The sequence below is a fragment of the Hydrogenophaga sp. PML113 genome, assembly GCF_001777155.1.
In the GTDB taxonomy this organism is placed as follows: Bacteria; Pseudomonadota; Gammaproteobacteria; order Burkholderiales; family Burkholderiaceae_C; genus Hydrogenophaga; species Hydrogenophaga borbori.
In genome coordinates this window covers 182,027-194,220 of sequence record NZ_MIYM01000009.1, presented here as the reverse complement: position 1 = coordinate 194,220, position 12,194 = coordinate 182,027, and the positions used below count along the sequence as shown (strand labels likewise).

At 70.9% G+C, this 12,194-nt stretch carries 13 protein-coding genes and 1 tRNA gene; 3 read left to right on the top strand and 11 right to left on the bottom strand.

The annotated features are described in order from the left end of the window. Nucleotides 1–25 precede the first annotated feature (25 nt). The 3 genes from BHU06_RS17530 to BHU06_RS17520 all read left to right on the top strand — a co-directional run bounded on the left by BHU06_RS17530 (nucleotide 26) and on the right by BHU06_RS17520 (nucleotide 1,980). Nucleotides 26–748 carry a response regulator gene (locus BHU06_RS17530; protein WP_070400488.1) on the top strand — a complete coding sequence of 241 codons (723 nt, stop codon included), beginning with the start codon at nucleotides 26–28 and terminating at the stop codon, nucleotides 746–748. Nucleotides 749–786: 38 nt separating this feature from the next. Next, nucleotides 787–862: transfer RNA gene (locus BHU06_RS17525), tRNA-Phe, on the top strand. 68 nt (nucleotides 863–930) lie between these two features. Next, nucleotides 931–1,980, top strand: coding sequence for an acyltransferase (locus BHU06_RS17520; protein ID WP_070400487.1), 1,050 nt, complete (start codon nucleotides 931–933; stop codon nucleotides 1,978–1,980). Between the two features lie 44 nt (nucleotides 1,981–2,024). On the opposite strand, the gene BHU06_RS17515 is transcribed toward BHU06_RS17520, so the two are convergent. From BHU06_RS17515 to BHU06_RS17465, 11 genes are all read right to left on the bottom strand, one after another. Beyond that, the gene (locus tag BHU06_RS17515) at nucleotides 2,025–2,480 is read right to left on the bottom strand and encodes a RidA family protein (RefSeq protein ID WP_070400486.1); all 456 of its coding nucleotides are present in this window, start codon (nucleotides 2,478–2,480) and stop codon (nucleotides 2,025–2,027) included. Nucleotides 2,481–2,494: 14 nt separating this feature from the next. Continuing rightward, on the bottom strand, nucleotides 2,495–3,844 hold the full coding sequence (locus BHU06_RS17510) for an FAD-binding oxidoreductase (protein ID WP_070400485.1): 1,350 nt from the start codon (nucleotides 3,842–3,844) through the stop codon (nucleotides 2,495–2,497). A gap of 109 nt (nucleotides 3,845–3,953) precedes the next feature. After that, nucleotides 3,954–4,763 carry an ABC transporter permease gene (locus tag BHU06_RS17505; protein WP_070400484.1) on the bottom strand — a complete coding sequence of 270 codons (810 nt, stop codon included), beginning with the start codon at nucleotides 4,761–4,763 and terminating at the stop codon, nucleotides 3,954–3,956. Continuing rightward, a complete protein-coding gene (locus BHU06_RS17500) occupies nucleotides 4,760–5,587 on the bottom strand; it encodes an ABC transporter ATP-binding protein (protein WP_070400483.1) in 828 nt (275 codons plus the stop codon). The genes BHU06_RS17505 and BHU06_RS17500 overlap by 4 nt, the downstream gene beginning before the upstream one ends. A 74-nt stretch (nucleotides 5,588–5,661) precedes the next feature. Further along, nucleotides 5,662–6,660: an ABC transporter substrate-binding protein gene (locus tag BHU06_RS17495; protein WP_070400482.1), complete on the bottom strand. Its 999-nt coding sequence runs from the start codon at nucleotides 6,658–6,660 to the stop codon at nucleotides 5,662–5,664. 50 nt (nucleotides 6,661–6,710) lie between these two features. Then, nucleotides 6,711–7,571, bottom strand: coding sequence for a creatininase family protein (locus BHU06_RS17490; protein ID WP_070400481.1), 861 nt, complete (start codon nucleotides 7,569–7,571; stop codon nucleotides 6,711–6,713). 29 nt (nucleotides 7,572–7,600) lie between these two features. Next, on the bottom strand, nucleotides 7,601–8,923 hold the full coding sequence (locus tag BHU06_RS17485; protein WP_070400480.1) for an amidohydrolase family protein: 1,323 nt from the start codon (nucleotides 8,921–8,923) through the stop codon (nucleotides 7,601–7,603). 21 nt (nucleotides 8,924–8,944) lie between these two features. After that, on the bottom strand, nucleotides 8,945–9,952 hold the full coding sequence (locus BHU06_RS17480) for a PDR/VanB family oxidoreductase (protein ID WP_083293292.1): 1,008 nt from the start codon (nucleotides 9,950–9,952) through the stop codon (nucleotides 8,945–8,947). A 107-nt stretch (nucleotides 9,953–10,059) separates the two neighbouring features. Then, nucleotides 10,060–10,701 carry a TetR family transcriptional regulator C-terminal domain-containing protein gene (locus tag BHU06_RS17475; protein WP_070400479.1) on the bottom strand — a complete coding sequence of 214 codons (642 nt, stop codon included), beginning with the start codon at nucleotides 10,699–10,701 and terminating at the stop codon, nucleotides 10,060–10,062. Between the two features lie 45 nt (nucleotides 10,702–10,746). Beyond that, nucleotides 10,747–11,148: a RidA family protein gene (locus BHU06_RS17470; protein ID WP_070400478.1), complete on the bottom strand. Its 402-nt coding sequence runs from the start codon at nucleotides 11,146–11,148 to the stop codon at nucleotides 10,747–10,749. Between the two features lie 13 nt (nucleotides 11,149–11,161). After that, nucleotides 11,162–12,166: a tripartite tricarboxylate transporter substrate binding protein gene (locus BHU06_RS17465; protein WP_070400477.1), complete on the bottom strand. Its 1,005-nt coding sequence runs from the start codon at nucleotides 12,164–12,166 to the stop codon at nucleotides 11,162–11,164. Nucleotides 12,167–12,194: the final 28 nt, after the last annotated feature.

Below are 12,194 nucleotides of genomic sequence, written 5' to 3'. Positions count from 1 at the left end.
CAGGTACCGAGGGACTCCGCACGCAATGGCAACGATTCTGGTCGTAGACGACGAACTGGGCATACGGGACCTGCTGTCCGAAATCCTCAACGACGAAGGCCACGCCGTCGAACTGGCGGCCAATGCGGCCGAGGCGCGTTCGCTGCGCCAGCAGATGCGGCCCGACCTGGTGCTGCTCGACATCTGGATGCCCGACACCGATGGCGTGACCCTGCTCAAGGAGTGGAGCAGCACCGGCCTGCTGACCATGCCGGTGATCATGATGAGCGGCCACGCCACCATCGACACCGCCGTCGAGGCCACGCGCATCGGCGCCTCGGCCTTCCTTGAAAAGCCGATCACGCTGCAGAAGCTGCTCAAGGCCGTGGACCAGGGCCTGAACAAGGTGCCCAAGGCCGCGCCCGGCGGCGCCGCGTTGGTGCCGCCGCGCCTGGTGGGCCTGGAGGTCACGGTCGAAGAGGCCATGACCCACCACCACGTCAACGGGGTGGCCCCGGTGAACGGCAACGGCCTCATGCCCACGCTGCCCATGGGCCCGCAGGCCCAGCAGACCTTCAACCTCGACAGCCCGCTGCGCGAGGCGCGCGACGAGTTCGAGAAGGCCTACTTCGAGTACCACCTGGTCAAGGAGTCCGGCTCCATGACCCGCGTGGCCGAGAAGACCGGCCTGGAGCGCACCCACCTCTACCGCAAGCTCAAGCAGCTGGGCGTGGACCTGGCCCGCGCCAAGCGCAGCGGTTTGGGCTGAGGGCCACCGCCAAGCTGCTATACTCCTAGGCTTTCCAAGGCCCGGTAGCTCAGTTGGTAGAGCAGCGGATTGAAAATCCGCGTGTCGGTGGTTCGATTCCGCCCCAGGCCACCAAGATTCGACGCCCAACCCTTCCGGTTGGGCGTTTTGCTTTCCAGGGCCCTCCCGCAGCACGCAGCCACATGAACCGCTCCGCGTTGATCGACGGCATCAAGGCCCTGGCCTCGCAGCTCATCGTGCTGCACCACCTCTCGCTCTACGCGCCCATGACCGACTGGATCGCGGACGCCTGGCCGCGGTTGGTCGCTTTCCTGTACGACGACGGCCGCTACGCGGTGCAGCCCTTCCTCGTGATCGGCGGCTTCCTCACGGCGCAGTCGCTCGGCAAGCGGCGCGGCCTCGCCCCGGTGCCCTTGATCTGGCAACGCTACCTGCGCCTGGTGCCCCAGTTCCTCGTCGCCCTGGCGCTGGTGGTGGCCGCCACGCGGTGGCTGGGCCAGGAGCTGGCGCAGCAGGACTGGGTCTCGCCGCTGCCCTCGGTGGGCCAGTTCCTCGCGCACCTGTTCTTCCTGCAGGACGTGCTGGGCGTGCCGTCGCTGTCGGCCGGCGCCTGGTACGTGGCCATCGATCTGCAGCTGTTCGGGCTGTTCGCCGTGCTGGCCTGTTTCGCTGCGCGCTCGGCCAAGCCCTTGGCCGATTCCTTCGTGCCCTTGGTGGTGGCCATCGCCACGGTGGCGTCCATCGAGGTGTTCAGCCGCCAGCCGGCGCTCGACGTCTGGGCCATCTACTTCCTCTCGGCCTACGGCCTGGGCGCGCTGGCGGCCTGGTCGCGCGGCAGCGCGCGGGCGGCCCTGTGCTGGTGGCTGACGGCCGCGCTGCTGGCGCTGGACTGGCTGCAGGACCCCCGGGCCCGGCCCATCCTGGCCCTGGCCACCGCGCTGGCCCTGTACGCCGGCTCGCACCTCACCTGGCGTTCCGTGCTGAGTCCTCTGCGCCGCGCGGTGGAGCACCTCAGCGACGTGTCCTACAGCGTTTTCGTCTGCCACTTCGCCGTGATCATCGTGGCCAGCGGCCTGTGGGAGCGGCTGGACCTCGGCGGCCTCGGCCAGGCCTGGCTGTGGACGGCCCTGGCCTGGGCCGCGGTGCTGCTGCTGGGCACGGCGGTGCAGCGGTTGTGCGACCGCTGGGTGCCGGTGTTGGTGCGCACGCTGCCCCTGGCGCGGGGCGCTTAGGGCGAACGGGCGTTCACCGCGCGGTTCGTGAACGCCCGCCGCGCTCAGCGTGGCAGGTACATCGTGGCCTCCACCTCCACCAGCACCTCGTCGCCCGGTAGGAAGCGCGAGACCTCCACCACGGTGCTCACCGGCGGCTCGTCCGGGTAGAACAGGCCGCGCACGCGGTTGTAGGGCGCGTAGTCGCGCAGGTGGCGGAAGTACTGCACCAGCTTGACCACGTCGGCCATGCGCCCGCCGTGCTCCTCGGCGAGCTGGCGGATGCGGTCGAGCACCAGCCAGCTCTGCGCCACGATGGGCGCCTCGAAGAGGTCCACCGACATCTGCCCGGTGTCGTAGCCCAGCGCGCGCAGCGCCGCGCGCGCGGCCTCGGGCAGGTCCTCGTAGCGCCGCACGGCTTCCCGCGTCGCGGGGTTCACGGCGACCACGCCGCTCATGAAGACGAAGTCGCCCACGCGCCGCGCGGCGGCGTAGCGGGCCATGGGTTGACCGGTGCTCATGTCGCCTCTTTCCTTCAGTTGGGCAAACCCCAGGCGCGCATCTTCCCGGGGTTCAGCAGGCCCGCGGGGTCGAAGCGCTTCTTCATGTCGATCACGCTCTGCGGCAGGTCACCGCCCACCTTGCCCTCTTCGATGATGTAGGTGTGCGGGTTGTTCACGCGGATGCCGTTGTCGCGGAAGGTCTGGATGATCTGGTTCAGGCGCTCCTCGGTGCTGAAGCGCACCAGCGGCAGCGAGGTGCAGGTGGTGAAGCCGTCCATGCTGCGCAGGAACTCCACGTGCATCAGCACCTCGTCGCCGAACAGCGATTGGATGGTGCGCACCTGGTCCAGGTGCTGGCCGGGCGTGAAGGTGGTCTGCAGGTAGGTCAGGCCCTTGTCGGCCTTCAGCGCGTTCAGCGTGGTGTGGTTCCAGCAGTACTCCAGCAGCGTGTGGTGCTGGGCCTGCACCTCATCGGCGGTGCGGCGGTAGGTGATGCGCCCGCCGTGCGCGGCCACCAGCTGCAGCGCCGCGGCCTCCGAGAACTCGGCCACCAGCAGCAGCGCGGCGTGGCAGCCCTGGGGCAGGTGCTCGGCCAGCGGCGCCATGTAGCCCGGGATCGGGTCGGCCAGCAGGGCGATGTTCTTCTTCACGATGCCCGGCGCGTGCGCGAGCGCGTTGCCGAAATTCAGCGCGCGGTCCATGTCGTCGAAGGCGACGATCATCTCCAGCCAGGGATGCGCCGGCGCCAGGGCCATTTCCACTTCCAGCACCAGGCCGTTGGTGCCCCACAGGTGGTGCAGCAGCAGGGCCTCGGGGCCGCGCAGCTCCACCACCTGGGGCTCGGCCTCGACGCTCATGGCGCGCACGCCGAGGATGTTGCCGGGCGCGCCGATGGGGCCGTAGTTGATGGAGCCCGCGCCGCCAAAGCCGCCGCTGAACAGGCCGCCGAGCGAGGCCGTGCGGAAGGTGGAGGGGATGCAGCGCAGCTCCCAGCCGCTCGGGCGCGCGGCGGCGTCGAAGTCGCCGATGCGGATGCCGGCCTGCGCGCGGCCCACGCCGGGGCGCGCCCACAGGAACTGGCTGTAGCCGCTCATGTCGAGCAGCACGCCGCCGTGCAGCGGCACGCACTGGCCGTAGTTGCCGGTGCCGCTGCCCCGCGGCGTGAGCGGCACGCCCAGGCGCGCGCAGGCCGAGGCCAGGCGGCGCAGCTCGTCCTCGGTGCGCGGGCGCACGGCGATGTCGCCGCGCTTGCCCAGCAGCTGGCGCTTGAGCACGGGGCTGAACCAGGAGAAGTCCTGCGACAGCCGGCCGACCTTGATGGGGTCGGTGATCCAGTCGAGATCGGGCAGCTCCTGCTGGAGCGATTGGATGGAAGCGTTCATTCAGATTCCTTGCGTCAGCCGTGCCTCGTCGAGGGCACCGCGGAACCGGCTCTGCCGGGCCGCAGGTGCAGCCCCCTTGAGGGGGTCGCGCGAAGCGCGGCGGGGGTGTTCAATCCTGCGCGATCTCGCTGGCGTGCCAGGAGCCGAGCGCGAGCTTGGTGAGCCAGGCCATGAGCACGAACAGGAACACGCCCGCCAGCGAGATGAGCAGCAGGGCGGCGAACATGCGCGGGATGTCGAGCTGGTAGCCGGCCATCAGGATCTGGTAGGCCAGGCCGGTGTTGGTGCCGCCGGTGCCGGCGACGAACTCGGCCACCACGGCCCCGATCAGCGCCAGGCCCGAGGAGATGCGCAGTCCGCCGAAGAAATAGGGCAGGGCACTGGGGATGCGCAGGCGCCAGAGCATCTGCATGCGCGAGGCGCGGTTCATCTTGAAGTAGGCCTGCAGGTCGGGGTCGACGCTGCGCAGGCCCAGGGTGGTGTTCGAGATGATGGGGAACAGCGCGACCAGCGTGGCGCAGACCACCAGCGAGGCCGTCGGCTGCTTGACCCAGATGATGATCAGGGGGGCGATGGCCACGATGGGCGTGACCTGCAGCAGCACCGCGTAGGGGAACAGCGCGGTCTCGATCAGCCGGCTCTGCACGAACAGGAAGGAGATCAGCACGCCGACCACCACCGCGACGATGAAGGACAGCACCGTGATCTTCATGGTGATCATCAGCGAGTCGAACAGCGTGCCCCAGTCGCCGATCAGGGTCTGCATCATCAGCAGCGGCGAAGGGATCAGGTAGGGCGGCAACTCCAGGCCGACCACCAGCGCCTGCCACAGCGCGATCAGCACCACAGCGACCAGCGAGGGGTAGAGCACGCGCTGCACGCGCGGTTGGGAGAGCAGGGGGGGATGGATCGCGTTCATGCGCGCACCTCTTCGGCGGTTTCCTGGGTGTCGCGGCTGGCGCGGTGCAGGCTGTCCTGCAGGTTCTTGGCGTGGTGGCTGAAGTCGGTGCTGACCATGAACTCGGGGCGGCGGGGATAGGGTTCGTCGATGCGGAATTCCTCCACGATGCGGCCCGGGCGCGCGGCCATCATCACCACGCGGCTGGAGAGGAACACCGATTCGTGGATGGAGTGGGTGACGAAGACGACGGTGAGGTTCTTCTTCTGCCAGAGCTCCAGCAGGTCGGCGTCGAGCTTGTGGCGCGTGATCTCGTCGAGCGCGCCGAAGGGCTCGTCCATGAGCAGCAGCGTGGGCTCCACCACCAGGCCGCGCGCGATGGACACGCGCATCTGCATGCCGCCCGAGAGCGAGCGCGGCAGCACCTTGGCGAACTTGGACAGGCCCACCAGCGCGAGCGCGTCGGCCACGCGCGCGTCGGCCTCGGCGCGCGGCACGCCGGCCAGGTCCAGCGGCAGGCGCACGTTGGTCTGCACGTTGGCCCAGGGCATGAGCGTGGGCGCCTGGAAGACGAAGGACAGGCGGTGGCCCGAGCGTTCGAGCTGGTTCACGCCCTCGCCCCAGAGCTTGAGGCTGCCGCTGCTGGGCTCCAGCAGGCCCGCGATCATCTTGAGCAGCGTGCTCTTGCCGCAGCCCGAGGGGCCGAGCAGGGTGACGAACTCACCCTCGCGCACGCTCAGGTCCACCGGCTGCAGGGCCACGGTGCCGTTGGGGTAGGTTTTCTGGACTTGTCGGATGTCGATGGCCACGGGGGGCGCAGCGGCAGGCGAGGGCGGGCTGGTCATCGTGAGGTGGGGGTTGTGTTGGCGGGGGAAAAAAACAAGGCCCGCGCCGGGGCGCGGCGCGGGCCAGGGGCGGTTCAGGGCAGGACCTTGATGTCGCGGACCAGGTCGAAGTCGTAGGCCTGGTCGAGGTTGACCTTGGCCGGGTCGATGAGCTGGTTCTCCACCAGGAAGGCGTGGGTCTTGAGCAGGCGCTCGCGGGTGATGGTGCCGATGCCCTGCTTCTGCGCGTCGCCGCTGGTGATGATCCCCATTTCCTTGAGCTTGCCGATGCCGTAGGCGAGCTGCTCGTCGGTCATGTTGGGGTTGTCCTTCTTGATGAGCGCGTTGCCGGCGCTGGGGTCGGCGAGGTAGGCCTTCCAGCCCTCGGCGCTGGCGCGCACGAAGGCGGTCACGGCCTGGCGGCGCTCCTTCACGGTCTTGTCCATGCAGGAGATGGTGTTGGCGTACGGGGGGTAGCCGTGGTCGGCGAGCAGGAAGGTGTTGGCCTTGATGCCCTGCTTCTGGATGGCGAAGGGCTCGGACGAGAGATAGCCCATCTGCACGATGTTCTTGTCGGCCACGAAGGGCTGGATGTTGTAGGTGTAGGGCCGCACCTGCGAATCCTTGAAGCCGTACTTGCCCTTGAGCCAGGACCAGTAGCCGCGCATGGCGGTGGGCGCGATCAGGATGGTCTTGTCCTTCATGTCCTCGAAGGACTTCACCTGCTCGTGCGCGATCAGCACCTGCGGGTCCTTCTGGAAGACCGCGGCCACGGTGACGATGGGCAGGCCGTTGTTGCGCGCGACCATCATCTGCGTGTCGGTGGCGCCCATGATGCAGTCGGTCTGGCCCGCGCCCATGATCTGCAGGATGTTCACCTGCGGGCCGCCCATGCGCAGGCTCACGTCCAGGCCGTGCTTCTTGTAGAGCCCGGTGGCCAGGGCCTGGTAGAAGCCGCCGTGCTCGGCCTGCGCGTACCAGTTGGTCATGAAGGTGAACTTCTCCTGGGCCTGCGCGCTGGCGGCGAGGCCCAGCAGGCCGAGGGCGGTGGCGCCGAGCGCGCGGCGCAGGCGGAACAGGGGGCGAGAGGTCATGGCGGGCCTTTCTGGCTGGGGGGTGGTGGGGACGGGATCGGTGGGTGGCCTCAGTCGGCCAGGGTCTGCTGGATGTGGCCCGTGTGGTGGCCGCGCTCCCAGGTGGTTTGTTCGCGCACGACCCATTGCATGGCGTGCAGCTCGGTGATGGCCTGGACCCAGCTGTTGGCCAGGCTGTCGAGGATGGCCTCGCCCTGCTCGCGCGTGGCCGTGGTGGGATCGCCGATCACGCCGCTGGGGCCGAAGTCGCGCGCCACCCAGGCGCAGGCGGGGCGGCCGTCGGCCGACAGGATCTTGGAGGGGAAGACCGGCGGGAAGGCGGCCTCGGCGCGCTCCATGTGCACGGTGTCGGGCGCCAGCGCGAGCATGAGCGCGGTCTCGGAATGGCCCGCGTGCATGGACTGCTTGCGCTCCTGGTCGCTGATGAACTGCCCGGACACGTTGGGTACGCGCGAAACGCCGAAGGGCACGATGACGAAGTCGCCGTGGCGCAGGCGCAGCTCGCGCGCGGCCATCTCCAGCACCTGGGGCTGGCCGCCGTGGCCGTTGGCGAAGACCAGCTTGCGAAAGCCCGAGCGGTAGACCGACTCGCCGAGTTCGATCATGGTGGAGAGCAGCGTGGTGCCGCTCAGCGTCATGGTGCCGGCGAAGTGCAGGTGCTCCTCGGACTTGCCGTAGCTGATGGGCGGCAGGCCGAAGGCGCGCACCTCGGCGGGCAGGCGCTCGAAGGCCTTGCCGATCACGCCGGCGGCGATCACGGTGTCGACCGAGCAGGGCAGGTGCGGGCCGTGCTGCTCGGTAGCGCCGACGGGCAGCACGATGACGGTGTTCTCGCGGTCGGGCAGGGCGGTGATCTCGGTCCAGCTCAGGTAGGGCAGGAAGCGGTGCGGGGGGAAGTAGCCGTGCAGCATGGGTGGGGTTCTCTGGGGGGGGGGCGGGGTCAGCGCGCGGGGGCGCCGCTGTCGTTGGTGTCGGTGCTCGTGTCGGTGTCGATGGCGCGGCCGCCGCGCAGCACGCGGCGCCGCGCGGCGCGCGAGGGCCAGGCCGTGGCCTCGGCGCGGTCGAAGATCACCAGGTCGGCGGGCCGGCCTTCGAGGCCGGGCGCGGCGGCCGCTGCCTCGCGGCCCAGCCAGTCGGCGCGGCACAGGGCCATCGACCAGTGGTCAAAGGCCCCGTCGAGCTGGCCCGCGAGCACCGCGGCCTGCATGGCCTCGACCGGGTCCAGGCTGCCCACGCGGCAGAACGGGTCCTGCACGTTGTCGCTGCCGATCAGCAGCGGGATGCCGCGCGCGCGCGCTTCCTTGACCAGGGTGAGGCCGCGCTGGCGCGGCGTGCGGCCGGTGGCGGCGTCCTGCAGCAGCAGGTTGGTGATGGGCAGGGACACCAGGGTGATGGGCGCGCGCGCCACCGCGTCCAGCGTGGCGAGTGCGCGCGATTCCGGCTGGGCCGCCAGCGCGCAGGTGTGGCCGCAGACCACGCGGCCGTCGAAGCGCGTGGCGCGCAGGTTGCGGGCGAGCCAGGCCAGGCCCTCGGCCTCGGGGTTGAGCTCTTCGTCCACGTGCAGGTCGAGGTCCAGGCCCTCGTCCTGCGCGGCGCGCAGCAGCTCGCGCAGCGCGCCGGGGTTCCACTGGCTGCTGTGCACGAAGCCGCCCAGCAGGGCGCCCGGTCCGTCGCCGGCGATGCGCCTGGCCAGCGCCTGCGCCACGGCGCGGTCCTCGCAGGGGCCGAGCTTGACCAGCGCGACGCGCTCGATCGCCAGGCGATCGCGCCATTCGTGCGCAAGCTCGCCCATCACCTCCCAGGCCAGCGGCGTGGCCTGCGGGTCCCACCAGTCGATGTGCGTGCGCAGCCGCGTGGTGCCGGCCTGCCAGGCCCAGTGAAGGCCGCGCCGCATGCGCGATCGCAGGTCCTCGCGCGTCCAGCGCTCGCGGTCGGCGATCATCGCCTCGATGGCGCCGAGCAGGCCTGGGCGCACCGCGCCCAGGCGCGGGCCGATGAAGGCCTTGTCGAGGTGGGCGTGCGCTTCCACGAAGCCGGGCAGCACCGGCGCGCCGTGCAGGTCCCAGCGCGCCTGGCCCGCGGGCCCCTCGGCGGCGGGCAGCGGGCGCACGCGGGCGATGCGGCCGTCGGCCAGTTCGAGGCGCGCGAGCGCGGGCCGGCCCTCGTGCGTCGGCCAGTCGGCGGGCAGCAGCCAGCGCGGCAGGCGCGCGCCATGCAGCGCGGCGGGCGTGTCGGTGTCGGGCACGGGGGGCTGGGGGGTCATGCGGGGCTCGTTCGCGCCGGCTCAGATGTCCAGCGTGAGGGTGGGCGTGAGCGCGCGCGCGCAGCACACCGCCACGTGCGTGGCGCGCTCCTCGTCGGTGAGGCAGCTGTCCTGGTGGTCGGGCGTGCCGTCGAGATAGGGCGTGATGCAGGACGCGCAGATGCCCTGCTCGCAGACCGTGTCCACCGCAATGCCCGCGCCGTGCAGCACCATCGCGATGCTCTTGCCCGCGGGCACGTGCAGGCGCTGCTGGCGCCGCGCCAGGATCAGCTCGAAGCCGGCGTCGGCGCCGGGCACGGCCTCTTTCGGGGGCGCGCCGAAGTGCTCGAAATGCACGCGCTCGGCCGGCCAGTCGCGGCTGGCCTCGCGCAGGGCGGCCATGAAGCCTTCGGGGCCGCAGTAGTAGAGGTGCGCGCCGGCCGGGGCCTGGGCCACCAGGGCGGCGGGGTCGGTGCGGGTGGCGGGCGCGTCGTCGCGGTGCACCGTCACGCGCCCGCGCCAGGGCGCGGCGTCCAGCGCGGCGCGCAGCGGCAGGTGCTCGGCGCTGCGCACAAAGACGTGCAGGTCGAAGGCCGCGCCGCGCGCGTGCAGGGCGTGCGCCATGGCCACCAGCGGCGTCACGCCGATGCCGCCGCCCAGCAGGCGGTGGTGCGGCGCCTGGGGCGCCAGCGGGAACAGGCAGCGCGGGCGGCCGATGCGCAGCAGCCGGCCTTCGCGCAGGTGCTCGTGCACCGCGCGCGAGCCGCCGCGGCCGGCGTCCTCGCGCTTGACCGCGATCTCATAGCCTTCGGCGCTCAGCGCCGGCTCGCCGCAGAGCGAGTAGCTGCGCGCCAGGCCGCCGGGCAGGTAGAGGTCGATGTGGGCGCCGGCCTCGGCGGCGGGCAAGGCCTGGCCGTCGCAGCGCTCCAGGCGGTAGCCGCTCACCTCGGCGGTGTGGCGCTGCACCCGGGCCACGCGCACGGTGAATTCGCCCCGGGTGGGGTCGGCGGAAAGGGTGGCCGATGGGGCCAGGGTGTCGGGGGCGTTCAATTTTGACCGAATACTTTGACCAATTGGTCAGTATATGGAGGAGAAAGGGCTTGCACAGGCGGGATTACCCGGGGACGGTGGGGTGGGGGGCGCCGGCCGCGCGCGGCTCAGGCCGGCAGCAGGCCGCAGCCGCGCAGCACGAAGGGGATCAGCTCGTTGGCCACGGCCTCGCGGTCCAGCGGCGCCTGCTGGCCCTGGCCGCAGATCTCGCGCACCTGCAGCGCGAAGTCGGCGTGGTGCTGCGTCATGGCCCAGATGTGCATGAGCAGCAGGTGGGCGTTCATGGGCCGCATCAGGCCGCGCGCCATCCAGCCGTTGAGGATGGCCACCTCTTCTTCGACCCAGATCCGCGCCTTGGGCCAGTAGCGGTCGAGGTTGTGGCCACCGTCCAGGATCTCGCGCGTGAAGATGCGCGAGACGGTGGGCTGGTCGAAGGCGTGGTCGAGCTTCAGTCGGATGTAGTGGGCCAGGATCTCGGCCGGCTCGGTCATGCCCGGCGGCGCGAACGGGATCTTCCAGGCCATCATCACCGAGTCGAGCAGCTCGGCGTAGAGCTCCTCCTTGCCGGCGATGTAGTAGTGCAGTTGGGGCTTGGTGAGGCCCGCCCGCTCGGCGATGGCCTGGGTGGACGTGCCCTTGAGGCCGTGCAGGCTGAACTCCTGGATCGCCGCTTCGCGGATGGCGGCGAGGATGCGCTGGCGGCTTTCGCGCGCGGGGCGTCGCGCCGGGGGAGGGGCTGCTGCGGTCATGGCGGGCGGGCATGATAGCGCGCCCGCCCCAAGGTCGCGTGCGACTCAGGCCCGCGGCTTGAGCGCCACCGCCTCGATCTCCACGCGCACCGGCGCGATCAGGCCCGCGATCACGGTCGAGCGCGCCGGCGCGGTGGCGGCCGGGAAGCGCTCGGCGTAGGCCGCGTTGAAGCCGGGGTAGTCCTGGCCGTCGACCAGCCACACGGTGGTCTTCACCACGTCGGCCAGCGTGCAGCCGGCGCGGCGCAGGATGTCCTCGATCAGGTCGATCGTGTAGTGCGTCTGGCTCACGATGTCCTCGCCCGCGGGCTGGCCGTTGCGCATGGGCACCTGGCCGGCGACGAAGACCAGCCGCTGATCGGCCACCACGGCGGGCGAGATCGGTTGCACCACGCCGGCCCGCTGAACCGGCGGGCCGACGTGGAGGATGTCCGGGTTGTTCGGCATCGCTGGGCGGGACTCAGTCGGGCTTCACGCCGGCGGTCTTCACGATGGTGGCCCACTTCTTGTTCTCGGCCTCGATGAAGGCCTTGTACTCAGACGCGCCGCTGCCGCCGAGCTTGAAGCCGCGCGAGACGAAGTACTCCTGGATGTCGGGGCTGGCGAGCGCGGCGTTCACGTCCTTGTTGAGCTTGTCGACGATGGCCGCGGGCGTGCCGGGCGGCGCGAACAGGCCTTGCCACGACAGCGCCTCGAAGCCCGGGTAGCCGCTCTCGGCCACGGTGGGCACGTTGGGGAACATGGGGTGGCGCTCCTTGGAGGTGACGGCGATCGGCGTCACCTTCTTGGCCTCGATCTGCGGCATCACCACCAGGATGTCGCCGAACATCAGGTCGATCTGGCCGCCCATGAGGTCGGTCAGCGCGCCGGCGCTGCCGCGGTAGGGGATGTGCAGCAGCGCGGTCTTGGTCGCCAGCTCGAACATCTCGCCCGTGAGGTGCATGGACGTGCCCGTGCCCGGCGAGCCGTAGGTGATGGAGCCCGGCTTGGCCTTGGCGGCGGCCACCAGCTCAGCCAGCGTCTTGGCGGCCACGCGCTCGCCCTTGACCAGCAGCAGCGGCGCGGTCACCACGGCCGTCACGGGCGTGAAGCCCTTCACCGGGTCGTAGGGCAGGTTGGGGTACAGCGAGCCGGCGATGCCGTTGCTGCCGGTCACGCCCAGCAGCAGCGTGTAGCCGTCGGGGGCCGACTTGGACACGTGGTCCGCGCCCACCGTGCCGCCCGCGCCGGGGCGGTTGTCCACGATGACGGTCTGCTTCCATTGCGCGGCGAGCTTCTCGCCGAGCTTGCGCGCCAGCAGGTCGGTGCTGCCGCCGGGCGGGAAGGGCACGACGATGCGCACGACCTTGCTCGGGTAGGTGTCCTGCGCGGCCGCGGCCAGCGGGGTGAGCGCGGCCAGGCCCAGGGTGGTGCCCGCGGCCAGCGCGCTGACCAGGGTTCTGCGGTTGAGGGCGAAACGTTTCATCGGGGATCTCTCTTTCAAGTGGGTGGGT

Excerpts from the sequence above, each read along its gene's own strand:
- BHU06_RS17530 (WP_070400488.1), top strand. The coding sequence starts at position 26 with ATGGCAACGATTCTGGTCGTAGACGACGAACTGGGCATACGGGACCTG.
- BHU06_RS17520 (WP_070400487.1), top strand. The coding sequence starts at position 931 with ATGAACCGCTCCGCGTTGATCGACGGCATCAAGGCCCTGGCCTCGCAG.
- BHU06_RS17515 (WP_070400486.1), bottom strand. The coding sequence starts at position 2,480 with ATGAGCACCGGTCAACCCATGGCCCGCTACGCCGCCGCGCGGCGCGTG.
- BHU06_RS17510 (WP_070400485.1), bottom strand. The coding sequence starts at position 3,844 with ATGAACGCTTCCATCCAATCGCTCCAGCAGGAGCTGCCCGATCTCGAC.
- BHU06_RS17505 (WP_070400484.1), bottom strand. The coding sequence starts at position 4,763 with ATGAACGCGATCCATCCCCCCCTGCTCTCCCAACCGCGCGTGCAGCGC.
- BHU06_RS17500 (WP_070400483.1), bottom strand. The coding sequence starts at position 5,587 with ATGACCAGCCCGCCCTCGCCTGCCGCTGCGCCCCCCGTGGCCATCGAC.
- BHU06_RS17495 (WP_070400482.1), bottom strand. The coding sequence starts at position 6,660 with ATGACCTCTCGCCCCCTGTTCCGCCTGCGCCGCGCGCTCGGCGCCACC.
- BHU06_RS17490 (WP_070400481.1), bottom strand. The coding sequence starts at position 7,571 with ATGCTGCACGGCTACTTCCCCCCGCACCGCTTCCTGCCCTACCTGAGC.
- BHU06_RS17485 (WP_070400480.1), bottom strand. The coding sequence starts at position 8,923 with ATGACCCCCCAGCCCCCCGTGCCCGACACCGACACGCCCGCCGCGCTG.
- BHU06_RS17475 (WP_070400479.1), bottom strand. The coding sequence starts at position 10,701 with ATGACCGCAGCAGCCCCTCCCCCGGCGCGACGCCCCGCGCGCGAAAGC.
- BHU06_RS17470 (WP_070400478.1), bottom strand. The coding sequence starts at position 11,148 with ATGCCGAACAACCCGGACATCCTCCACGTCGGCCCGCCGGTTCAGCGG.
- BHU06_RS17465 (WP_070400477.1), bottom strand. The coding sequence starts at position 12,166 with ATGAAACGTTTCGCCCTCAACCGCAGAACCCTGGTCAGCGCGCTGGCC.